At 67.0% G+C, this 23,438-nt stretch carries 16 protein-coding genes and 4 pseudogenes; 11 read left to right on the top strand and 9 right to left on the bottom strand.

Annotation, left to right across the window (positions count from 1 at the left end; genetic code table 11):
• The first annotated feature begins 309 nt into the window (after window positions 1-309).
• Window positions 310-1,110 (top strand): HNH endonuclease, encoded by an 801-nt coding sequence (locus QOL88_RS32040; RefSeq protein ID WP_257027953.1) that lies wholly within the window; start codon window positions 310-312, stop codon window positions 1,108-1,110.
• A gap of 133 nt (window positions 1,111-1,243) precedes the next feature.
• Here the strand turns inward: QOL88_RS32040 and QOL88_RS32035 are convergent.
• Both QOL88_RS32035 and QOL88_RS32030 read right to left on the bottom strand, forming a co-directional pair.
• Window positions 1,244-1,432, bottom strand: a pseudogene (locus QOL88_RS32035) (tyrosine-type recombinase/integrase); the annotation flags it as partial.
• A gap of 149 nt (window positions 1,433-1,581) precedes the next feature.
• Window positions 1,582-2,151, bottom strand: a complete 570-nt coding sequence (locus QOL88_RS32030) for a hypothetical protein (protein ID WP_143668906.1) — start codon at window positions 2,149-2,151, stop codon at window positions 1,582-1,584.
• 301 nt (window positions 2,152-2,452) lie between these two features.
• Between QOL88_RS32030 and QOL88_RS32025 the strand changes: the two genes are divergently transcribed.
• Window positions 2,453-2,902: a hypothetical protein gene (locus tag QOL88_RS32025; protein ID WP_257027952.1), complete on the top strand. Its 450-nt coding sequence runs from the start codon at window positions 2,453-2,455 to the stop codon at window positions 2,900-2,902.
• A 224-nt stretch (window positions 2,903-3,126) separates the two neighbouring features.
• Here QOL88_RS32025 and QOL88_RS32020 read toward each other — a convergent pair whose 3' ends face one another.
• The gene (locus QOL88_RS32020) at window positions 3,127-3,591 is read right to left on the bottom strand and encodes a GNAT family N-acetyltransferase (protein WP_097221747.1); all 465 of its coding nucleotides are present in this window, start codon (window positions 3,589-3,591) and stop codon (window positions 3,127-3,129) included.
• A 593-nt stretch (window positions 3,592-4,184) separates the two neighbouring features.
• A complete protein-coding gene (locus tag QOL88_RS32015; protein WP_097221746.1) occupies window positions 4,185-4,526 on the bottom strand; it encodes a hypothetical protein in 342 nt (113 codons plus the stop codon).
• 202 nt (window positions 4,527-4,728) lie between these two features.
• Between QOL88_RS32015 and QOL88_RS32010 the strand changes: the two genes are divergently transcribed.
• A complete protein-coding gene (locus QOL88_RS32010; protein WP_257027951.1) occupies window positions 4,729-7,557 on the top strand; it encodes an AfsR/SARP family transcriptional regulator in 2,829 nt (942 codons plus the stop codon).
• Here the strand turns inward: QOL88_RS32010 and QOL88_RS38995 are convergent.
• From QOL88_RS38995 to QOL88_RS32000, 3 genes are all read right to left on the bottom strand, one after another.
• Window positions 7,452-8,603, bottom strand: a complete 1,152-nt coding sequence (locus QOL88_RS38995; RefSeq protein WP_373559356.1) for a DUF6801 domain-containing protein — start codon at window positions 8,601-8,603, stop codon at window positions 7,452-7,454. The genes QOL88_RS32010 and QOL88_RS38995 overlap by 106 nt on opposite strands.
• 71 nt (window positions 8,604-8,674) lie before the next feature.
• Window positions 8,675-11,584 carry an NACHT domain-containing protein gene (locus QOL88_RS32005; protein ID WP_097221744.1) on the bottom strand — a complete coding sequence of 970 codons (2,910 nt, stop codon included), beginning with the start codon at window positions 11,582-11,584 and terminating at the stop codon, window positions 8,675-8,677.
• A complete protein-coding gene (locus tag QOL88_RS32000) occupies window positions 11,581-11,880 on the bottom strand; it encodes a trypco2 family protein (protein WP_097221743.1) in 300 nt (99 codons plus the stop codon). The genes QOL88_RS32005 and QOL88_RS32000 overlap by 4 nt, the downstream gene beginning before the upstream one ends.
• 690 nt (window positions 11,881-12,570) lie before the next feature.
• Between QOL88_RS32000 and QOL88_RS31995 the strand changes: the two genes are divergently transcribed.
• The 7 genes and pseudogenes from QOL88_RS31995 (at window position 12,571) to QOL88_RS31965 (ending at window position 20,505) form a co-directional block, all read left to right on the top strand.
• Window positions 12,571-13,212: a helix-turn-helix domain-containing protein gene (locus QOL88_RS31995; RefSeq protein WP_373559323.1), complete on the top strand. Its 642-nt coding sequence runs from the start codon at window positions 12,571-12,573 to the stop codon at window positions 13,210-13,212.
• 215 nt (window positions 13,213-13,427) lie between these two features.
• Window positions 13,428-13,688, top strand: a pseudogene (locus QOL88_RS38990) (DUF317 domain-containing protein); the annotation flags it as partial.
• Between the two features lie 15 nt (window positions 13,689-13,703).
• Entirely contained in the window at window positions 13,704-14,150 is a 447-nt protein-coding gene (locus QOL88_RS38985) for an SPDY domain-containing protein (protein WP_373559355.1), read from the top strand.
• Between the two features lie 469 nt (window positions 14,151-14,619).
• On the top strand, window positions 14,620-15,492 hold the full coding sequence (locus QOL88_RS31985) for a hypothetical protein (RefSeq protein WP_143668905.1): 873 nt from the start codon (window positions 14,620-14,622) through the stop codon (window positions 15,490-15,492).
• A 204-nt stretch (window positions 15,493-15,696) separates the two neighbouring features.
• Window positions 15,697-16,514, top strand: a protein-coding gene (locus QOL88_RS31980; protein WP_373559322.1) for an IS5 family transposase whose coding sequence is annotated in 2 segments (ribosomal slippage) — window positions 15,697-16,060 and window positions 16,060-16,514 — 819 coding nt in all. Because the reading frame shifts where the segments join, the coding sequence is not laid out codon by codon here.
• A gap of 434 nt (window positions 16,515-16,948) precedes the next feature.
• Window positions 16,949-18,376, top strand: coding sequence for a non-reducing end alpha-L-arabinofuranosidase family hydrolase (locus QOL88_RS31975; protein WP_097221740.1), 1,428 nt, complete (start codon window positions 16,949-16,951; stop codon window positions 18,374-18,376).
• A 683-nt stretch (window positions 18,377-19,059) separates the two neighbouring features.
• A complete protein-coding gene (locus tag QOL88_RS31965) occupies window positions 19,060-20,505 on the top strand; it encodes a glycoside hydrolase family 43 protein (RefSeq protein ID WP_078615424.1) in 1,446 nt (481 codons plus the stop codon).
• A gap of 696 nt (window positions 20,506-21,201) precedes the next feature.
• Here QOL88_RS31965 and QOL88_RS31960 read toward each other — a convergent pair.
• Window positions 21,202-21,378: pseudogene (locus QOL88_RS31960) on the bottom strand (ATP-binding protein); the annotation flags it as partial.
• A gap of 811 nt (window positions 21,379-22,189) precedes the next feature.
• Here QOL88_RS31960 and QOL88_RS31955 point away from each other — a divergent pair.
• On the top strand, window positions 22,190-22,669 hold the full coding sequence (locus tag QOL88_RS31955) for an RICIN domain-containing protein (protein ID WP_097221739.1): 480 nt from the start codon (window positions 22,190-22,192) through the stop codon (window positions 22,667-22,669).
• A gap of 538 nt (window positions 22,670-23,207) precedes the next feature.
• On the opposite strand, the pseudogene QOL88_RS31950 reads toward QOL88_RS31955, so the two are convergent.
• Window positions 23,208-23,322 (bottom strand): annotated as a pseudogene (locus QOL88_RS31950) (transposase); the annotation flags it as partial.
• Window positions 23,323-23,438 lie beyond the last annotated feature (116 nt).

The raw sequence follows: 23,438 nt of genomic DNA, 5'->3' as shown, positions 1-23,438 counted from the left end.
CGGGTGTCGCAGGTTCGAATCCTGCCGGGGGCACCAGACAAAGGGCCCCGGACCGATCTAGGTCCGGGGCCCTTGACATCTACGTCTGACATCAACGCGGGCGGGCGCCAACGATCGGAGCGCCGCCTGAGTCCGCGGTACCTGTGACGACGCAGGGACAATGCCAGCCGCCGTGAGGAGCATGGCCCGCACCTGCCGATCCTCATGCAACTGGGGCGTGCACGGACTGGCCACAGTTCAAGATCGCGTATGCCGGTGCGGGTGCTCCGACGAGTCAGGGCTGTCACTCCCCTGTGGCACAGTCATGCCATGACAGACGAGCAGAAGGCTGCCCGGACCGCACTGTTGCAGACACTTCGTGCAATGAAATCTTTCGAGCCAGAAGGCGATTACTACGCCCTTACCCTCGGCGCCAATCGGCGGGGGTGCCCTTTCTGGTCAGCGCAGACTTACTGGGTTGGATTCTCCGAACGAAATCCTCGCTGGGAAATGCGCGCTGCTCGCCTCGTCAACCCTGACGCCATAGCTAAAGCTTGGTCCGCGATGGGACAAGACTGGGTATCGGTACACGGGGATACCAGCCTGGCGATCTATCTGCGAATCGGCGGCAACGCTCTGGTCGCCAAGCATGTTGCCGAGGAACACCTCGCTAGCGTGATTGCACCCAAGGAGAATATGCATGATGGTGCCACCGAGGCCGGAGGTTTCGGGTTTCTTGGTACTCAGCACCTACCCGGCGAGGCAGTGGAGCGTCGAGCTCCGAGCCGAAAGCTGCGGATGCAAGTCCTCAAACGCGATAACTTCCGGTGCGTAATCTGCGGCCGCGCAGCCAGCGATCACACAGATATCGAACTTCACGTACACCACCTGGTGCCCTGGCGGATGGCCGGCCCAACGGCTGAGGAGAATCTCGTAACTCTCTGCGGGACGTGTCACAAAGGGTTGGACCCGGACTTCGAGCCGACCCTGCGCAAACTCGCCGGGTTGCCAGGTCCAGCCTCGAGCCTAGATATGGACAACTCAGAATTTAACGAGGACGTCGCACGCTACCGCAAGTACGTCGAGGAAAAGATGATCAGTACGCGGCAAGCCGACGGGGCCACGAAATAAACATCGTCAGCTTCGCGCAGTAGACGAAAGAGAGGGCGAGGTGGCAGCTTTAGCTCAGGTGCTGCCCATCACGCGGCCCGGACCGACGCCGGTCCGGGCCTGCGCCCAGTGTTGAAGTCAATGGGTGCGCTCACTAGCGCCCAAGGCGCCTTCTCAGCAGGCGGTCCATGTGGCTCATGGCCTCGCGCTGAGTGTCCTGGACGACGTGGGTGTAGACGTCCATGGTGATGCTGATCTGTGAGTGGCCCAGGATCTCCATTACGACACGGGGCGCCACTCCGGCCGCCGTGAGGAGTGTGGCGGTGCCGTGCCGGGCGTCATGCGGCGCGCTCGCCCCGAAGCCGCAGGTCAGAGTCTCGGCAGCTCAGCCAGCATCCGCATACGCGATCTTCCAAACTGGTGCTCCAGGCGCCGCGCGCCGGCACTTGCGCCCGGGCCATTGAGACTCCACTGACCTCACGCGGGCAGGTGTCAGACAGCAGCGCTGTCGCTGTCTGACGCACCAGAACGATTAGCAATCGGTCCTATGCGTCGTCCTCGAGCATCACGCTCCGCTTTTACAAAAGCGTCAGGAAAGGAGATCAGACCAACGGCAGCAAACGGGACGGCGATGACAAGACCTGACCACCACCACCCACCGTTGCTGATGGCCATCCATGTGAGGAAAGCTGCGCCAATGCACATGACCATGGACGCAGTGACGCCAGCCCAGTCCCTGGTGCGGCTCTCCGGCGTATTGCCAGCGATGTACCGCCTCAGCGAGTCCTCGACCCGGCTCTGAAGCGGCGCCCGGAGCTGGCTGCCCTCCGGTAGCGACGCAAGGATGTCTAGCTCCCGCTTGATCTCCTCTGCTGCATGCACGTTGGGACTGCGGGTCTGGAAATAGAGGCCAACTAGACCAGATGCAGCCACGACTGCGGCGGCAAGAGGTTCGTAATCCATGGCCGGATGATCGCAGGGGACGACCCGATGTGTCTGGGGATACCCAGGATCGACAACAATCAGTGATAGATCAACATGGCGAGTCAATTGCTGACGCATGGATCACCGGCTCATAGAAGGGACCTCTCCGGGCCGTCCCTGGGCCGTCCCCGGGCCGTCCGAGGCTCCCCGAGGCCAACCACCGACGACCGACAGTGACAGACGAGCCACAGCCGCCAGCAGCGAACCCCCAGGTCAGACCCCCGACCGTACCCGTTTCCCCCAGGGGTGACGGTCGGGCAAGATGGGGTGTTTCCCGCCGCGACCGGGAGCTGCGGTGACTAGCCCATCGAGCGATTGTGGGCACTGCGCCGGCACTGTACGTTCCCGCTCACGGATCTATGTAGCTCAGGGGGCGGGGATGTCTGGATACGGCCGCGCGGACAGTGAATGGGACGAGCTGGTACATGCCGGTCGTGGCTTCCTCGTCGAGCGAGCGAAGCTGGGCAAGCTCACCTCGTACACGGAGCTCAACGTGACTCTGGCCAGGCGAACCGGCTGCCGTCCCTTCGACTTCGAGCGTGCTGACGAACGGGCCGCGATGGGGCATCTGCTCGGACTGATCGTGGAACGAGACCAGGAGATGGCCCCCTCAGACCCGCCTGTCATGCTCTCGGCCCTGGTGAACTACCTGGGTGCCAACGACGCTGGCTCTGGCTTCTATCAGTTGGCCAAGGAGCTTCAGCTTCTGCCCATGAGCGCGTCGGCCGATGAGAAGTTCGGCTTCTGGGTTCAAGCAAGTGAAACAGCTCTACGAACGCCATGGAGCTGGTCCAGCAGGGGCCTAAGATCAAGCACCTTGAGTGTCTAACTGCGTGACAACGCCGACAGACAGCGGCGGACAACCGCGCACACCTGCGGTCCATCGCAGCATGTGAGAGGCACACCGCCCCGTGGTCAGGCGCCCACCCAAGTTGCTTCGGGACGAAGAGGTCCGGGGTTCAAGTCCCGCATCAGTGGACCAGATCAGAAGGCCCGCAAGTCCACCTGTGGGCCTTCTGCGTGCTGCCCTCCGGGCGGCACGGATCGCGTGGCTCAGCGAGGCGCGTACGCGACGCGCTCGAAGGGCCAGTCTCGGGCCAGCCAGTCGCTGACAACGAGATAGACCTCGGCATCGAGCGAAGCATGGTCCGCCCGGACCCAGGAGCGGACGTCCGTCACACCAGGCTCCTGACGTGAGCCGTATACGTAGACACAGCCGATGACTTCATCCCCCGGGACCGACAGGACGGTGTAGGTGAAGCCGACGCGCCGGTCGAAGTCCTCCGCGTGCTGACGCAGGTCGTCGAGGTTGGCCTCCAGGGTCATGCCCTCTGACGGCGGCCAGGAGCGGTCGGCGAAGTCGGGATTGGCCCGAATGTGGGCGATGCTGGAGGTCCAGGCGGCGTGGTCGGCAGCATTGTGCTGAGGGCCGAGGGGCTCCAGGCGGAAGCGGTCAGTGGCAGGCGGGTCCGGCAGGGCGAAACTGGGGGCCACGAGGAGCTGGTCAGGTGGGGTCATCGCGGGAGGGTATCTCGGACCCCTACTGATCTATCGCAAATTTTGGAAGGCAGCACCGACGCCGTCGTGACGACCCCTGACATCCAAGCCTGACATCAACGTCTCCGGACAAGCGTGGACCTACGCACGCTGAAACGGTCGTCGCGACAACGGCCTACGGCACCAGGACTGGCCTCCGATCGAACTCCTAAAGCGGGTGTCGCAGGTTCGAATCCTGCCGGGGGCACAACGCAATACCGCTCTCACCTGGGGTTTCTACCCGGAGAGGCGCTCATCCGGCCTCGGGCTCCTCGTCCGAGGCCGTTTGCGTGAGCGGACAACAAGTTGATCTCCTGACTGGTCCGACACGGACTCAGGGCCGGGCTCCTCCGCGCCGTCGGGCTCGAGTTCCGCTCATGGAGCCGCAGGTCGTCTTGGGCCACCTCGTCATCCGCCCTCGCGGACCAGTGCGCCGCTGTCGCTCAGGTGTTCCAACTCGCTGTGAGCTTGCGTCAGCACTGGAAGGGAGCCCGCGCACAGCTCATGCCGAGCCTCCCGCCACTGGGACGCGACGTCGCGCTGGTGCTTGTGCACCAAGAGCGTCGTCCACCGCGTCATCGGCCGAGCCCGCCCCAGGCGCCCACGCTGATGTGCCCGACCCGGCGTTCCGCACGGAGTACGGCGCGGGCCGCTGCGAGGATCTCCTGGTCGGTCTCGACCCCGGAGCCCGTCAGCACCTGGAGCAGCCTGGTGCGCCACACATCGGGATCCGACGCGTACGCCTCCAGCACGCGTACGCCGTAGGCACCGCTGCTGCCGCCAGCCCCGGCCAGCCGCCGACCGACCGCCTCTCCCAGCCCGGTGTAGAGGTGGTGGACGACTCCATGTTCGATGTCCGTGAGTCCGGCCGCTGCACCCACGGCCAACGCCGTGGCCACCAACTCCACTTCGGTCACCGGGACCCCCTCAGTTGTGCGGGTTGTGCAATGTCTCCATCACCATGGCCGGGGGTGCTGCAATGCTGATGAAATTCCGATGATGCACGGGAACGGGAACGGAGGCTTCACGGTGGACACGGGAACACCTCCGCGGCTTCGGATCGCATTACTCGGGCCGCTCCGGGCCTGGCGCGGCGGAACGCCACTGGACCTGGGGCCGGTGCGGCGACAGGCCGTACTCGCCGCGCTGGTGCTGCGCGCGGACACGCAGGTGAGCCATGAGCAATTGCTCGACGACCTGTGGGACGGACAGCCTCCGGGATCTGGCCACAAGGTTCTTCCGAGCCATGTCCACCCACTGCGCAAGGCACTTGACGTGGTGAGCGCCGGGCCGGCGGATTCGGTGATCCGCAGTGGCAAAGGCTGGTACCGCTTCGTCGGCCACGGCGTGCGGCTCGATCTCACCGAGCTGGGCGAACGAGTCACCGAGGCACGGTCCGCGATGGTGGCCGGCGACGTGGCCACCGCGCTGGACCGGTTCTCCGAGGCGCTCGCCCTGTTTGATGACGGCGAGCCCCTGACCGGCCTGCCGGGACAGCGCGCGCGGACGGAGCGGCAGCGGCTGCTGGAGCGCCGGCTCTCGCTCCGGCTGGAGAGACTCGAGTGTCTGCTTCTGCTCGGCCGACCCGCTGACACCCTTGGCGAGCTCGCCGCCTTGTCCGCGTCGTACCCCCTCAACGAGTCGGTACTGGCGCTGTGGATGCGCGCTCTGTACTTCAGCGGACGCCAGGCTGAAGCCCTGAACGCCTATCAGGACATGCGGGGCCGCCTGCGCGACGAGCTCGGCATCGACCCCGGCGAGAGGGTCCGCCAGACGCACGACGCAGTGCTGCACCAGGACGACGAACGCCTCCTCGGTTCGGCCGCGGCTCAATCCACCGCTCCTCCCGTTCAGGCCCGGTTCCGGCGCCGCCGCACGGTCAACGGCCTGCCGGGCGACGCCGGCCGGCTGATCGGGCGGGAGGCCGAGCTGGCGCAGCTGGTCGCGCCCTCAGCACCCGGATCCGTATCGATCGTGACGGTGGACGGTACGGCCGGGGTCGGCAAGACCGCGCTCGTCGTCCGTGCGGCCCGGAAGCTCAGCGCCCAGTACCCGGACGGCTGTCTCTTCGTGGACCTGCGTGCGCATAGCACGCAGCGACGTCAGGCACCGGAGCAGGCGCTCCAGCGACTGCTCCGGACGCTCGATCCTGCCACCAATGAGTTGCCGAGCGACCTGGAAGAACTCACCGCTATCTGGCGCGCAACGACGAGCCCGCTACGGCTGCTGCTCGTGCTGGACGACGCCCTGGACGCCGATCAGATACAGCCATTGCTGCCTGCCGGAGCGGGCAGCAGGGTGCTGGTGGCCGGGCGGCGACGGCTGGCCGAACTGGACGCCGACCGACGGATCACCCTGGAGCCTCTGGAGAGCGGGGACGCGGTGTCCCTGATTACCCACCTCATCGGGGAGGAGCGGGCGAGCAGGGAGCAGGAGGCGACGCATCAGCTGGCCGGACTGTGCGACGGGCTGCCGCTGGCACTGCGCATCGCCGGGTCACGGTTGCAGAAGCGCGCGACCTGGACGGTGGAGTACCTGGTGGGCCGTATGGCGGGCGATGAGCGCCGGCTCGGCGAACTGAGCGTCGGGGACCGCAGCGTGGAGGCGGCCTTCCGGATGTCGTACGACCAGCTCGCACCCGAGCAGCAGCGCGGGTTCCGTGTCCTGGGTCTGGCGCCGACGGTCGAGTTCGACGTGCTGACGCCGGCGACGATGCTCGGCCGGACGTCGTACGACACCGATCGGCTCCTGGAGAGCCTGGTCGACACGAGTCTGGTGCAGGAGCTGCGGCCGGGCCGTTACCGGCTGCACGATTTGGTCCGTGTGCACGCACGACGCGTCGCGGAGGCCGCGCCCGCCGAAGCCGCCGCCGCGCGCAGAGCCGCGTTCCAGCTCTATCTGGACGCGGGGCGGATCGCCAGCGACTGGGGCGCCGCCGGTTTCCCCACCGGTCCCGGGCCTATGGGAGCACCGTTCACGGACTGGCGGGACGCGGAAACCTGGCTGGAGGCGGCCGGTGGAGAACTCGCCGACGTCGTCGGGTACGCCGCGGCCCTGGGCGAACACGACTACGCCTGCTGGCTCGCCGAGGCGTTGTGCGACTACCTCGTACGGCAGGGCCGCTACCACGAGAGCCAGACGGCTCTGGAGATCGCGCTCGCGCACGTGGACAAGGCCGACGACCAGCGGATGGCCGCCGCCTTGCGGAGCTGCATGGCGTACACCGCCGTACACCAACGCCAGTACAGGAAGGCTGGCGTCTACTCCGTCGAGGCACTGGACCTCAGCCGGCGACGCGGCGACCCGGGCGAAGAGGCCCGGGCTCTCCTGGGCCTGGGGGCCCTCCACCTGAGTGTGGGCGAGGGCGACCAGGCCATAGCCCATAGCGCCATGGCGGTGGACCTGGCCCACCAGCTGCGCAACGACTGGGTCGCCTGGATGGCACTCGTCATCCTCGGCCTCACCCATCAGTTCCAGGGACGGAACGAGGAGGCGCTGGCCTGCTTCGCCGACGCCCTCACCCACGCCCAGAAGAGCGACAGACCGCACATGCTCGGCAGGGTCCTGAGCTGCGCCGCCGACGCCCACCTCCGCCTCGGCCACTACGGTGAGGCCAAGAGCCGCTTCCGTCAGGCCGTCGAACTGGGTCAGCAGGTCGGGGACACCTTTCTCTGCGCGCGGAGCCTGACCCGGCTGGGCACGGCCGAGCGGGGCGACGGAAACCCGAGTGCGGCCATCCCCCTCCATCACCAGGCCCTCCTTCAGCACCAGTTGCTGTCCCCCATCACCGACCCCAGCTACCACTGGCTGGAGATGGACATCCGCAGCCGCCTGGGCCACGCCTACTTGGCGACAGGCCGCGTCCACGAGGCTCGCCGACAGTTCCAGGCCGTGCTCGACGCGCACGGCGCCCATGCGCGCCGCGCCGGCGGGGCGACTGGCGGCTGAGGGGATCCAGGACCGCTAGGAGCTACATCTCCGGGTGGTGAAGGAGGAGTGGCCGAGCAGGAAACCAGTCGCTCCATGCAGCGACAGTGGGTCACCGGCGACTCAGGGGCACGAACGCACGAACGTGCCGGTGATCCGGCGCGATCCGGTCCAGTAAGACGAACAGCGCGCCCTGTTACGTGCAAGCCGTGCCTGAGGCAGCGGGCGAAGCACCCGCCGCCGCCGAGCAGCCACGGGCTGACGTCTGCTCCGGTCTGGGAGAGCGCGCCCTTCGGATCGGTGCCGGAGGGGCCTGAAGCGGTCTCATCGGCTGCCGATGGGCTCGAGGGGGTCGTATCGCTCGTGCCCGAAGTCCCGGGAGCAAACGGGCCGGTCGTGGTCCTGGTCCCCGTGATGTGGAACGACGCCAATACGTTGTTCTGCCCTGCGTCTAGCTTGCACCGGGCATCGATCTTGCCCGGGAACGTCACCTCGCCACTCACGTCCCTCGGGGTGAGACGCGCTACGAGGTCTCCGACGATGATCTTTGCGCTGCCCGGCTGCCTGAAGGTGAGCGCCGGCGCGGAGCCGGTCGCCTTGGCGTAGAACGGCCCGGACGCCGGGACGTCGGCTCTCACATTGGTCGGAAAGGTCACGTCGACGTCGCCCTCCGGGGCGCCCACGCTCACCCTCGCGTCCACTGTGCCCTCGACGGTCTTCACACCGACCTTGCCTAGGATTTTAGTGGCGTCCGCGTTAACCGGAACGGCTGCGTTGACGACGAATTTCGGAGTGGGTCGGCCGACCGCGGTCGACTTCGGGATGTCCGCTTGAAGCCTCACGGCGACCGGCAGATTCTCGATCAACCGATTCGAGCACGTGTACCGGAGCGTGCGCGACACCGGGTCCGCAACGGCGGGTGCAACTCCCAGAACCCCCACGATTCCGCCCGCAACCGCTACACCCGTCGCCAGCCGAAAGGAGCTACGCGCCACTGGACCGCTCAGAACAGCACGGACCAACCCGCGCCGTTCAGGCAGGTTCTGGATTTGCTTGCCAGTTTTCATTTCAATTCCCGTCAAAGTGTTGGGTTTCTCGAAGGAGTTCATGCACTGCAGTCATGGGAGGGAGAGGTCCGTCACGACCGGGGGCAACGACGGCTGTCATCACATGAACTGCGATCAGGCCCCTGTTGATCGCGGCAAGCGGATCGGCGGGCGTACACAGATCGCTGGCCACGGCCGTCCAGGAAGACCTGGGTCAGGTGATCTTGGAGTTGAGCGTGACGGAATTGGTAAACCGCGCCGGACTGACGCAACACACCTCGCTCGCACGCGTCATTCAGAAAGGCGATCAGTCGCCACGGCAATTGTCCTGTGAGCGGCAGCCATATACGCGCGAGGGCTACCCATTGGCCCCAGGCGGTAAGACTCAGCCCGTACGCGAGCCCGCCCCCGAACGCGGCTTCGATCCCAAACACGAGTCCGACCAGGAGCCCCCGCACAGGTCCGGCCTCCGGTCCTGCCCCCGGCCCGACCTCCATGAGCCCGTTGGGAATTCCGGCCCCCATCCCGAACACGAGCGCCCACACAAGCAGATGAAAGATCACGTTCCTGCGGTCCTGGCTCAACAGTTCGGAAGAGCTGACGCCGGATCTGATGTCGATGGGGACTTCCAGCCAAGCCATGAGTCCCAGCACCAGCCCGACCCCGAGCCCGAGCCCGGGTACGAAGACGAGGCCCCCCACGCGCCCGCCATCGAGTCCGTCCGCGAGCCCCAGCGATTCGACCACGACCCTGTCCAGGAACAGAATCACGAGCGCGGCCAACCCCCCGCACATGAGCCCGAGCTTGAATCGGGGGAGGAACCTCGCACGCCTCCCCCTGGTCCTGCCGAAGACCTGTACGCGTACGCGCGACGGCTCTGCCGCTCCCCTGGAGACGAACCCGTACACGAGCCCGAAGAACAGCCCGTTCACGAGCCCGTGCAGGAGCCCGACCACGAGCCCCCGCACGAGGGCGAACTCGAGCCCGAGCGATGTTGCGACCAAGCCCACGGGCACGTTTCCGACCGCGGTCGTCACTCCGAGGGCCAGCGCTGCCAGGAACCCGATCACGACCATGCGCGAAGAACGGCGCATACTTGTACCCAGTTGCCACCAGGCGAGGTCACGTGCGGGAATGCCCGTGCGTGCTCTGCCCAGTTGGTCCAGGTGTGCGGCGAGGTAGCCGAGCCAGTGCTGGGCACGGTCCGGGTTCCAGTGGCTCCGGCGGCGACGGCCGGTGTCCCTGTCGGTCGGCGAGGGTTCGTAGGCGGCGGGGGTGAACGCGGCAAGGAGATGCTTCTGCAGGGCTTCGGGGGTTGCGAACTCGACGGTGTTCAGGAGCTCTTCCGGTTCGCGACCAGGGGCGTCGCTGTAGATGGTGCGGGCCATGGCGACCATCAGCGGGGTGGACAGCACCCTGGCGACGTTCTCTGCGCCCGGGCTGCGCCGCTGTTTGCGCAGCTCGTCCAGGACGGGCTCCCACACGGTGTTGTGCAGGCTGCCATCTGTGCCCGGACTGCTGGTGAGGGGCAGGTAGACGACGATGTCCTTCAAGGTGAGTTCGTCCAGCTCGACGACGGCGGCCTTGGGGAGCGGGCGCTGCTTCGTCACGGCGTCGCCGTATTCCCCGGGACGGCTGGTGAGGAGCAGCGGAGTGGTGGTGCGGTCGAGCTCCTTGAGCGCTGCGCCCCGCAAGCCGCTTGCGATCTCGTCGAACCCGTCCAGAACAGGGAGGATCCAGCCCGTGTCGACGAGGGCGCCGGACAGGTCTTTTCCGTGCGCGGCTGGAGTTGCGAGGCCGTAGTCGCGCACCAGTTGGCGGCACATCCAGTCGCGCAGCGAGATGGTGGTCGGGTCCCATGATCCCAAGCTGAAGATCACCGGTATGGGGTCCCTGGCAGTGCGGTCGTCCAGCCAATCGAGGACGAAGCGCAGGGCCAGGATCGTCTTGCCCGACCCGGCCGCACCGAGCACGACCAGCCGGCGGGACGGGATGGACCGGTACACCTCCACGATCTCGTCGAGACGGCCGGCCAGGGTGAGCGGCCCCGGATCCACCCCAGGCGGGGCATCGCGGATCTTGGCCCAGTGATCGAACCGGCACGTGTCGGCGTTCCCAAAGCCTACGGGGAGCGGAAACGGGTCGTGCACATTCCGCCGCCGCTCCTCCTTCCGCCATTGCGGGGCCACCCTGGAGGCGAGTCGCTCGGCAGCCTGCCGCAGTTCGGGCGCACCGTCAGGGCACGGCGATGAGCGAGGAAGCCGCTCAAGTCGGTCCGGATGCACCGGCAGACCGATCAGCGAGTTCAGTTCGCTGATCTCATCCGAAGTCAGGTGTTCGTACCAGTGCTCCACCGGGCTTGCCGCGAGCGTGCTGAGCCCGTCGGAGAGATGGTGCTTGGTGATGACCCCGATCACGTACCCACCGCTCCACACCGGGGCCCCCGACATGCCTTCCCAAGGCGAACGGCCCCGGTCGCGGTCGTGCTCAGGGGAGGACTTCAGGGCTATTTCCAAAGTGCCCTCGAGGTGGTTGGACCATGGGGTGGTTTCACCGCGCGCGTGGTGCGAGTCCCGGTACGACACGGGCACACCGCGGTCCCGTGACGTGACACCCGTACGCAGCCTGAATCTTGGGAATCCCAGCGCTTCGCAGTCCATCGGCTGCTCGATACGGGCGAACCGCACCCGCGTAACCCCGGCGGCGTCCGGTCCGTCGGCGCTCGAATCGTCCGCGATGCTGATCAACGCGATGTCCGAGGCGGGGTTCATCCAGACCGGCTTGCCGTGCACCTCCCGCGTCCCGCAGCCCTCGGTGAGAAAGCGCACCTGAACCGTCGTCGCGTCGCACACCACGTGCGCGGCCGTGAGCACCAGCTTCCGGGTCACCTGGTAACCAGACCCGCGCCATCCTCCGTCCGCGCCGCGCTTGGTGATGACCTGGACCACCCGCCGCCGGTCAAGCCCGTACGGTTTGAACGCCCCGCCCACAGGGGCGCTCACCGCTCGTTCTCGGCAGCACGACCGGTGACGAACGGCGGGTTGTCCGCCCCCGTCAGGGTCGGCCGCAAGGACAGGGAGATGCGCTGGGTCGAGGTCGCGCTCAACGCCGCGTCCGTACCGGACTCCACCACCCAGAACCGGACCTTCGCCCCCACCTGCCCGGATCGGTCCAGGGCGACCGACAGCTCGAGCTCGATCGACCCCAGCTCGAAGCGCAGCGCCTCGCCTTCCGAAGCGACGATCGCCCGCTCCAGCTCCTCCCGCAGATCCCTGACAACCCTGGCCAACTCGATCACGCCACTCCCCCTTTGCCGATCACACCGGTCAACCAGGACCGCAGACTCGTGCGGTCTCCGTGAGCGATGCGTTGTCCTCGGCCGGGGGCCTGCGTTGACCTCCGAGCGAAAACCAGGTCTCGTACGACGAGCGTCGGCGCACGTGAGGGAACAGTCGCTGTCCGAACTGATGGTCGTGAGGTAGTCGCGTGCGGAGTGACATCAGCGACGGTTGTGAGGTCCACGGAGGCAGAGACTCTGTGCGGGGCCGCATACGGGCCGCTGAGCCCAGCCGGCGTTCGCGGGGCAAACTCAGCGGCCACCGATTCCACCTCTGTCACATCATGCTCCCTGTCAACTGGGCGACGGCGGTGCCGAAAACGGTCGTTTCGTAGCAGCCGCGAACTTCTCCTGCTGTATTGGGGCCCGACCGGGACACCCATTGAGATGCTGGATATCGGTCTCCAGACTTCTCAGGGGTCCTCAGTCGCACCTCTGCAACCATGGCGGGACTCGCTGCAAGGCCGATGAATTTTCGATGATGTGCGGAAGCGAGCGCGCGCAGCGCCGACTGGGCGGTGGGCGGCTGTTGGCCTCCTTGTCCCCACGGGGTGCCGTCCAGGACGGACACGGCCAGGAACTCCTCGCCCGCGTGCAGCAGGGGGCGTCGGCACCCAATCTCCACCGAAGCTCATCGGGACCCATGTCCTGGTGGCCCTGGACGACCTGTGGGGAGAGCGGCGGGCAGCCCGGCTGCGCGAGCAGCTGGCCGGGACCGCCTCGCGGGAGGAACGTTTCGCACTCGTCGAAGCGTTCCTCGCCCGACTGACCGCCGCGGGGCCTGCCATCGAGCCCGAGCTGGCCTGGGCCTGGGCCCGGGACCGCATCGTCGCCGAGCACGGCCAGGTGCGGGTCGAGGAGCTGGCCGACGAGCTGGGCTGGAGCCGCAAGCGCCTGTGGTCCCGCTTCCACGCGCAGCTCGGCCTGCCGCCCAAGCGCGCCGTGAAGCTCGTCCGCTTCGACTGGGCCGCCACCCGCCTGGCCGGGGGCCAGGAGGCGGCCAGGGTCGCGGCCGACTGCGGCTACGCCGACCAGTCGCATCTGCACCGGGACGTCGTGGCGTTCACCGGTGTGACCCCCGCAACGGTGGCCGGCCAGTCGCTCATCACGACGGCCGACATGGCGTGGGTGGACCACGTGCCGCGCCTCTCGGCACGATGGGGCAGTGCCCCGGCCTCCCGTTTCGCCGAGCCGCACCGGCCATCGCCGGCAACCGGCGGAGATGCGCGAGGTGGACGAGTTCCCGGGCAGGGTACGGATGACCAGCGCTGCTCAGCAGCCGGCATCGCGTGAGCGATGCGTGAGCGGACGGTCCGACACAGGGCGGGATGAGCCGGATCAAGTGGTTCGTATTGCCGCTTCGACCAGGGGAAACAGCACCGCGCGGCAGCTTCGGGCACCACCCGGCACGGATTCGATCCCACTCCTAAAGCGGGTGTCGCAGGTTCGAGTCCTGCCGGGGCACAGAGAAGCACCTGGTCAGATGCCCTTCGTCAGTACAGGAACCAGTGTCGGCGGATCATCACCCTTGCAGCGACGTGGGCCGCCTCGAACCCGGTCACCGGCGACGCGCGCAAGCGTCCCGACATCAACACGCCGAACTTGACAGGGAACGCACCTGGTCAGATGACACGACACACGCCATCCACGAATCGCAGACTCTGCGCATAGAGCGCGTCCACGAACCCCCCGCCCACGAGACTGCCTGGACCATAGCCGCATACGAGACACCCGTCTCCGACCGCATGTGGCACCTCACCGCGACCAGCGACACCCCCGCCCCCGTGCTGCAGGCTCTCCTGATCCACCTCGGCGACGGCGATGGCTGGGACACAGCCATCGACGGCCCGGTGGACGAGAAGGTGGTCGCCGCAGCCACTCAGCCGCTCACGGAGGCTGGGTGGAAGTACACCCTGACAGGGCACGGGATTCGGTGGACATCACCCGACGGGCAGGCAGGCGTTCGGTTTGACCCACTGACCGCGCAGCACCACCAGAACCCAGCCAGCTGGACCATCTGGGCTGGCCCTGATCCGGACCGGCCCACCTGGGCCATCACCGCGTCCCCGCACACCCCCAGCTCCCTATTGGCGGACCTCACCAAGAACCTCGCCCACGGAATCGGCACGCGCAAGATGCCAACGACTTCCCAGCGCAACTCCACGCTAGCCACCGTGCCGCCCGGGCTTCCACGGGTCTACAACCACCAGGCGGTCAGCCGGAGCTTGTAACGACCGGCCCACCGCCCAGCTCGAAACGCCAGCGCAGACCCCGGCCCAGAAGGGCCGCGCGACGCTCTTGGGTTTTCGTTCAGTCGAGCCCAGCCCCGCCACCAGCTGCCGTACCGCCAAAGAGTGAATCCTGCTCGGCTTACAACGGGGAGGGCTCTCGCGTGACCTACGATGCGAACGCGGCTAGACCACCGCTCCCCGGAGACGATTCGGCCCTGAATTCCTCCACGCTCGGGTGAACCGGTCCTCCAACGAACTTCCGCGCATCCCACCGGATCTCATCCGTACGTCCTGGGCCGAAACGTACTGGAGAACCATGCGCGCACTTCACCAAGACATGGCCTTGCTCCGACGCCTTTACACGGGTGAGAGCGTCCAACAGGCCCGCCAGGCGGTTGGACGCCTGCAGGACGGCGCATCACCGATTCCAGAGGCCGCCTCGTCAGCCCAACGCTGGCTTGAGGCCCGCGTGCTTCTCGCTCTCCTGGAGTTCCGGAACATCTACACGCGCTTTCCCCTAGGGATCGCATCAGTTCACCCTGAGCCTCACGGCATCGCCCTGGCCGTAGAGAGCGAAGAACGGGCAACCGAGCTTCTCTTCAACCTCCTCCCCTCATACGCGGAGGACCACGAAGTATCTGGCGTGCCCGGCCTACGCATCACCCGGCGAGACCAGACTGCGATCGAATTGAAGGTACTGGGAGAGCCCGCCCGGGTTCGACTGACAGGACTGCCGGCCAGGCTCTGGCGCAGCGCCGAGGCAAGCATGCTCACCAAGTGGATCGACCCCAACAGCATGCAGCTGTGCTGGCTTTCCTCTCCACGGTCTTGGACCGTCGCAGAGCGGCAGCACAACGCACAGTGGGAAGACAGCAGCGATCACTACGTGCAAGTGACGAAGGCCGGCGCCTGGCTGAGCAGTGGCCTGCTCCGTCGCGCAGCTCTTCTCCATTCCGTCGCCAACACCTTCTTGGTCGACGGCTACCGGGGCGCCGCGTTCGATGTGGAGAGGCTGGTCGTGCGCTCCTCACATGCACGCGAGCAAGGGCCGGGACCGCACCACATCGTCGCCGCCCTAGTGGACCCCGTATGCGGTCTCCCCCTCTCCCTCCAGAGATTTCGCGGCGACACCGACGAGAACTGCGGTGCCGACCAGCAATTCACCCTTGGCGACGTCGGCAGGACAGCGGTGCTCGAACTCCGAGCCACTGTAGAACGGCCTCCCTCCCGACTGGCCCCAGATCTCTGGCAATCCATTCTTCGCCGCATGCCCGAGACAGGCTTCACAAGGGGCTTGTCCCCGAGCGTCCTCGCTGGGCTGTGCGGACCCGGGACACCCTAGAAGTCGAAACGTTCCGCGCCCAACGACCCTCGTCAGGTCACGGCACAGAACGGCACGAGACCGCCCGTGCGACACATCAACAGGTTGGAACCACGAATCGGCCGAAACGTGCTCGTCTCGGTAAGGTGCGTCGCACGGGCTTACCGGCTCTAACAAAAGCGTGTGATCATGTGACTGTCGGCCTGATCGCTCGTTGATGCGGGCATGGGGAAGCGTCAGTCGCGGCCGTGGATCGTGTCGGACGAACTGTGGTCGTTGATCGAGCCGTTGCTGCCCGAGCCACCGCCGAAGCAGGTCGAGGGACGGCCGCGGGTGCCTGACCGGCAGGCACTGTGCGGCATCCTGTTCGTCCTGCACACCGGCATTCAGTGGGAGTACTTGCCCCAGGAGCTGGGCTTCGGCTCGGGCATGACCTGCTGGCGGCGCCTGGCGGCCTGGAACGAGGCCGGTGTCTGGGACGAGCTGCACCAGCTGCTGCTGAACAAGCTGCGGTCGAAGAACCAGCTGGACTGGTCGCGGGCGGTGATCGACTCCTCGCATGTCAGAGCGGCTCGGCGGGGCCCAAAAGCGGACCCAGCCCGGTCGACCGTGCACGGCCGGGCAGCAAGCACCACATCCTCACCGACGGCCAGGGCATCCCGCTCGCGGTGTCGCTGACCGGCGGCAACCGCAACGACGTCACCCAGCTCCTGCCTCTGCTCGACAAGATCCCAGCGGTCGCGGGAGTCGTCGGCCGGCCCCGACGCCGCCCGGACATGCTCTTCGCCGACCGCGGCTACGACCACGACAAGTACCGCCGGCTCCTTCGCGAGCGGGGCATCCGGCCGGTGATCGCCGAACGAGGCCAGCCTCACGGCACCGGCCTGGGGACCTTCCGGTGGGTCGTCGAGCGGACGATCTCCTGGCTGCACGGCTTCCGCCGCCTGCGCATCCGCTGGGAACGACGCGACGACATCCACGAGGCCTTCCTCGGGCTTGCCGTCTGCCTGATCACCCACCGACACGTCCAAAGGCTTTGTTAGGACCAGTAACAGACGCCATCTGTGGGCGTGCGACGAGAGCGCGAGGCCCTTCACGCCCCTCCCGCAACACGGGCTGGCCGTCACGTGCTGCTCTGACACAAACCTTGAAGCGTGGCTGAGGCCGGTAGCGGCGCAGCGAGGCACACGCGCGCCTGATCGGTCGGCGAACCCGCCGTCGGGCTTCGTAACGTCCTCCCACGAGAAGAGACCCGCATATCCACGGAATCCGAAGCCGCCTGGTTCAATCTGCGAGTTCGGATCGCGAATCGTGCGAAAAGTATTGACGCGGTTCACCGGAACCATATGATCCAGTCGATCGATACTTCGACCCTCGTTCGCAATATCGAACACGCCAAGGCCGCACCCCGTCGGCCTCCGGACAGCCGCTGACGGGACCAACCGGAGCCGCTACCTCAAAGGATGACGAGGTTCGCATGCACAGACGTAGTTTCAGCCGCAAACACCCGCATGCGGTGCTCGCCGCCACCGTTGCCGCCCTGGCCGCCCTGGCCGCCCTGGCGGCGACGCTCCTCGCCAGCCCCGCTGAGGCGGCCACCACCAGCGCCGTGCGCAGCGCCGGTTCCGGCCGATGCCTCGATGTGCCGGGCGCCAGCCAGACCGATGGCACGAACGTGCAGATCTGGGACTGTCACGGCGGGACCAACCAGCGGTGGACGCTGACGGACAACAACCAGCTGACCGTGTACGGCAACAAGTGCCTGGATGTTCCGGGCCACGCCACGACGGCCGGTACCCGGCCGGTGATCTGGTCCTGCAACGGCGGCACGAACCAGCGGTGGCGGGCGAACGCCGACGGCACGATCGTGGCCGTGGAGTCCGGGCTGTGCCTGGACGTCAGCGGCGGCGCCACGGCCAACGGCACGGCGGTGCAGCTCTGGAACTGCAACGGCGGCAACACCCAGAAGTGGACCGGCCTGTCCGGGACCTCCACCACGTGCGCACTTCCGTCGACGTACCGGTGGTCCTCGACCGGTCCGCTGGCGCAGCCGCAAAACGGCGCGCTCGCGGTGAAGGACTTCACGACCGCGAAGATCAACGGCCAGAACCTCGTCTACGCCACCACCTCCGACGGAAAGTCGTGGGGCGCGACGATGTTCAGTCCCTTCACGAACTGGTCGGACATGGGGACAGCCACCCAGTCCAAGGTGAGCGGGTCGGTGATCGCGCCCGAACTGTTCTACCTCTCGACCAAGAACATCTGGGTGATGGCCTCGAACGGGTGGGACACCGCCTGGCCCTTCACCTACCGCACGTCCAGCGACCCCACCAACCCCAACAGCTGGTCCGCGCCGCAGCCGCTGTTCACCGGCAGCCTCCCCGTCGGCGGCCCGATCGACCCGACCCTGATCGCCGACGACCAGAACATGTACCTGTTCTTCGCCAATGACAAGGGCGGCATCTTCAAGTCGACCATGCCGCTGGCGAACTTCCCCAGCAGCTTCGGCTCGTCGTACGAGACGGTCATGAGCGACACCGAGGAGCGCCTGTTCGAGGCCCCGGAGGTCTACAAGGTCCAGGGCCAGAACCAGTACCTCATGATCGTCGAGGCGCGGGGTGCCAACGGGCGCTACTTCCGCTCCTTCACCGCCCCCAGCCTGAAGGACAAGTGGACCGAGCAGGCCGGCACCGAGAGCAACCCCTTCGCGGGCAAGGCCAACACCAACCAGACCTGGACCAACGACATCAGCCACGGTGACATGATCCGCGTCAACTCCGACCAGACCATGACCATCGACCCCTGCAACCTGCAGTTCCTCTACCAGGGCAGGTCTCCCTCATCGGACGGCACCGACTACCTGTCGCTGCCGTACCGGCCGGCCCTGCTCACCCTGCAGCGCTGACCCCACCCGCTCAACGGTGATCGCAACGCGGGTCGGCCCGCCGACGCGTGGTCGAGCTGTCCACGACGTGGGCGAACCCACCCGCTGACCGACCCACCACCTTGAGGAACCCCGGCCGCGCGTCGGCCGGGGTTCCTCCCTCCACCACCTCCACCGCGACCATCCAGCTGGACTACACGACGACGCACGACGGCGACCGGGCCGACTCGCCCTGCTGCGCGACCTCTCCAGGTGGGTCGCCATCGAACGAGACGGCGGCACAACACGGTAGTGATGGTCAGCGGCACAACACGGTAGTGATGGTCAACGGCTAGACCACGGACAGCAATTGGAACACCACCGGCACCCGCACCGGCGCCGAAGTCGCGAGCGCCAACGTCACAGGCGGTCGCATCCGGCTGCGTGCGGCCGCCGACGTCCGCCCCGGGCGCCTCCCGTCCGGGAACCTTCTCCACAGCACCGCCGGCACCAACTTCACCCGCCTGGGGCCCGCACCATGGGCGACATCTGGCAGTTCTTCATGGGCCGCCGCTTCGCCCTTACCAACTACGCCACGCAGACACTCGGCGGCTCCGTCCGCATCGCACGGTTCGCGCTGACCACACCCCGAGCGCAGCAACTCCCTCTCCCCGCATCTGACCGGCTGCTCAGTCCCCGACCCGCAGCGCCAGGAGGACCACACCATGTCCAGTACCGACGTCCGCAGGCCAACGGCTCCCCCGACCGCAGTGAGATCACCCGCCACCGGTACGAGACTCGCCCGGGCAACCTGGGTGCTGATCCTCATGTTGGCGTTCGCCGTCCTTCCTGCCGCGGTGCATCCCACGCCGGCCAAGGCCGACAACCCGATCGTGCAGAACATCTACACCGCCGACCCATCCCCGCTGGTGCACAACGGACGGGTCTACCTCTACACCGGGCACGACGAGGACGGCTCCACCTCCTCCTTCGTGATGAAAGACTGGCGGGTGTATTCCTCCGCCGACATGGTCAACTGGACCGACCACGGCTCACCGCTCAGCCTGAACACCTTCAGCTGGGCGGGCGCCAACGCGTGGGCGGGCCAGGCCATCGAACGGAACGGCAAGTTCTACTGGTACGTGCCGGTGACGGTCCGGGCGACCGGCGCATTCGCCATCGGCGTGGCGGTGGCGGACAGCCCCACCGGACCGTTCCGGGACGCCCTCGGCCACCCGCTGCTGGAGAACACGGAGTTCGACCCGACCGTCTTCATCGACGACGACGGTCAGGCCTACCTCTACTGGGGCAACCCCAACCTGTGGTACGTCAAGCTGAACGCCGACATGACCTCCTACTCGGGCAGCCCCACCAAGATCCCGCTCACCACCTCGGGATTCGGCACCCGCACCGGTGACCCCAACCGTCCCACGCTGTACGAAGAAGGGCCGTGGGTCTACAAGCGGAACGGTCTGTACTACCTGGTGTACGCGGCCAAGTGCTGCCAGGAGTTCATCGCCTACTCCACGGCACCCAGCCCGACCGGACCCTGGACCTACCGTGGAACAGTGATGCCCGCCCAGGGCAACAGCTTCACCAACCACGCGGGCATCGTGGACTTCAAGGGCGGTTCGTACTTCTTCTACCACAACGGAGCTCTCCCGGGCGGAGGCGGCTTCACCCGCTCGGTTGCGGTGGAGAAGTTCTCCTACAACGCCGACGGCACTATTCCGACGATCAACATGACGAGCACGGGTGCCCCGCAGGTCGGCCCACTGGATCCGTACGTCCGCCAGGAGGCCGAGACGATCGCCTGGGGTTCCGGGATCGAGACCGAATGGTCCAGTGACGGCGGAATGAACGTCGGCTGGATCGAGAACGGCGACTACATCAAGGTCAAGGGAGTGACCTTCGCGGCCGGCGCTTCCTCTTTCGCCGCGCGCGTCGCCTCGGCTACCAGCGGCGGCACCCTCGAAGTGCGCCTGGACAGTCCGAGCGGGCCGATCGTGGGCCGGTGCGGTGTGCCGAACACCGGTGGCTGGCAGGCCTGGAGAACGGTGACCTGCCCAGTCAGCGGCGTGACGGGAACCCGTGACCTCTACCTGACGTTCAGCGGCGGCAGCGGCTTCTTGTTCAATGTCAACTGGTGGCAGTTCACCCGCGCCGCGTAACCGCACCGCGTTGACTTGCTCCTCGGGCTGAAGCCCGAGAGTTCCGGCCTTCCCGTCCGTTGCTGTGCCGCTACGTGACACAGCAACGGACGGGAATCCGTGGCTTCCTGCTTCGTCGCGCTGCGCTGTGTTTCCCCAGCCCGTCGAGTCGTGTCCGTGCCCTGCCTGGAGCGCAGGGGTGGTGGTGAGCCGTTCGGTCCACGAAGGCGTCGCACGGGTGAGTTCCAGAGCACAAGGAACGGGATGACCATGGCCGCGGTGATGAGCATGAGGGTGAGGTGCAGCCCTAGCCACGTGCCGAGGCCGCCAGCGGCGAGGGCGGCGAAGGGTCTCAGGCTGAAGGCGAGCCACGCTCCGGTGGCCTGGGCCCGTCCTTGGAGTTCGTCGGGGGCGAGTTCCTGGAGGACCGCCCTCTGGAGTCCGCCGTGGCACACCGCAGCGCCGGGCGGATGACCATGCCGATACCGATGTCCCGGTCGGCGTGTATTCGACGGTGCTGTCCCACCGCCACGCAGGGGGGATGCACCCAGGTGGTTGTGCCGAACGACGCCCCTGGCGACATGCACGGTGCCATCGCGGATATGGGGCGCGCTACACGCTGAGGCCCTGAGGGCCGCCGTCTCCGTGCCGATCTTGGCCGTGGTCGTCACTGTGGCTGATGGACCGCTCCAGGTGCTATTTCCCGCCGGGGGTGAGCGCATTGGTGACCAGCTCACTGACCACCAGTTGCGTGAGGTCTCTCGCGCGAGCGGGCACGGGCACGGGCACGGGCAGGCCATGATCAGCACGGGCCTGGTCAAGGAAGGCGACAGCATGGTGGCGAACGTCGGCGATACAGCCGACGCCTCCGTCCAGGGCGTAGCCGGCTCGCATCAGGTACTGATCTGCGGTACAGCCGTCACCCTCGGCGTTGACTCCCACGTATCTCGCCCTCACTCCCCCGTCGACGTGCGCACGTACCCACGTCAGCGACACGCATGTCACCAGATCCCACGCATCTGGCTGGGCACATGCCGCCGCAGCTGTGGGGCAGAATCGTCCCGGCACGCCCTGAGTGGGCAAGCTGGGCTCAGTCGAGGAGACGTGAGCGACATCCACTAGGGAGACCGGCCAGACCGACTCTCCCTCCAGGACGAATGGTCGACGGTGTCCTCGTCGTGGCCGTGCACGGCGAAATCGACCACGACGTCCAGGACGTCCTGTGACTCGTCGGCGTCGCTGGAAGATCGCGTGGACCGTCGCTACGAACGCGAGGCCGAACACTTTTTCGCGTCCGCGTCCGGCGGCACCCGCACGCTCGACTTCCGCGAGCTGGTCCGGGAATCCGCGCATGCCGCCGCAGACTCGCACACCGGAGCGACAGAGAAACGGAATGAGACAGCCGGCTCGTCGGGAGGGTTGTCATCTTCTCGTTCTTGCAGCTCCCGCCTGCCGCATGGCGTTCGCCCTGCCCGTTCGAATCCAGCGGTGCCCTGCCACATCGTTGCGCCGCCTGCGGGACGTGTGGGTGACGCTCGGTTAGCCGGCTCGACTAGCTCCGTTCATCCGTTCGAGATCTCCCGGACAGGCCCTGACCTCGGCAAACGACCGGTTGGCCACGCTGTGGATCTACAGCTGGCTCTTTACGCTGAGTTTCAGGGGCGCCCCCCTGTAAAAGAAACTCTCGAGGCTGAGGAGCACTGATATGAGCGACCTCGTACTGCTCGCGGGCGGATCGGTGACGATGACCCACCACGTCACCGGCACCTACTTCATGTGCAACGACTGGCACGACGGTGTCGGCAACCACACCCAGACCTGGGCACAGGACCCGTTCGCCAAGGACAACAACTCGCACCGATGGTTCCTGCGGCAGAACGCCGACGGCACCGTGCGCGTCGAGTCGTACGCCAACCACCGCTGCCTCACCGCGGGAGCCAACCCGCCCGACCTCGTGACCCTTCGAGAACACACGAACAGCCTCAACCAGCACTGGCGGCTGGTCTCCCACGCTGAGCGAGGCAACGACTTCTACATGGTCTCCGTCGTGCACCCGCGCTACGCCCTGGCCATCGCCGACCACCTCCAGGGCAACGACCGGCTGGTGGGCCTGACCCGCATGTGGGGCGGACCGAACCTCTCCCAACTGTGGCGGATCTACCCCTCTTCAGAGGACCAGGGATGACTCCGGACAGGCACGCGCACTGCCCCATCGCGGGGAGTGCCACCTGAAGCGTGCCGGTCGGTCAGCGGGTGAACCGCCAGGCGCCGACCGGAACGGCGATGCAACGGCGGTTCCCCGCAGCGGGACGTCATCAGCCCCACACCTCAACACAAGATGGCTGAGACCTGGTCAACTGTGAGCGGACCATACTTCAGCCCGGCCCCCACCCCAGTCGAGATATTGGCAGGCTCGCCCGGCCATGAGAGCCCGCGCGCAGGACCCCGGTGCGCGCCTCTCCGCGCCCAGCACACCGCCCCGGCCCTGGGCCAGGCTGCGCTGCGGACCACAGTCGGCCACAGTCTCGCCGGGCCCAACAGCGCCTCTAGGCAGTCGCGTGCGCGCGGTCCGCGCAGCCTCAAAGGATCAGGCAGTGCCGCAGACACCCCAAAGGCGTTGAACTTTGCAGAAGCGAAGGATACGTCCTGGTTGGCCGAGGAGAGTTTCCCGGGCCACATGCTGTGCGTCGGCCGTGAGACTCGTACCGTCGCCACCGTCCTTGCAGGTGGAGCGCGGCGTTGGCCTGCCGGTCGCCGCCTGGGTTGAGGCGACGGAACTGCCGGCGTCCCGAGGGACGCTCGAGGGGACTGACCCCCGCACAAAGCGGCGAAGGACGCCCTGCACGCTCTTCCTGACAGTGTCGCCCGGGCTGGGCACGTGGACCGCGCTGGTGGTGATGCTGCTGGTGCGGCTCGGGTGTTGGCGGTGACGGGGCTGCTGAATCTGCGGCCGC

It is taken from the genome of Streptomyces sp. Ag82_O1-12 (assembly GCF_900182715.1).
Taxonomy (GTDB): domain Bacteria; phylum Actinomycetota; class Actinomycetes; order Streptomycetales; family Streptomycetaceae; genus Streptomyces; species Streptomyces massasporeus.
This window is presented reverse-complemented; position numbering and strand designations above follow the sequence as displayed.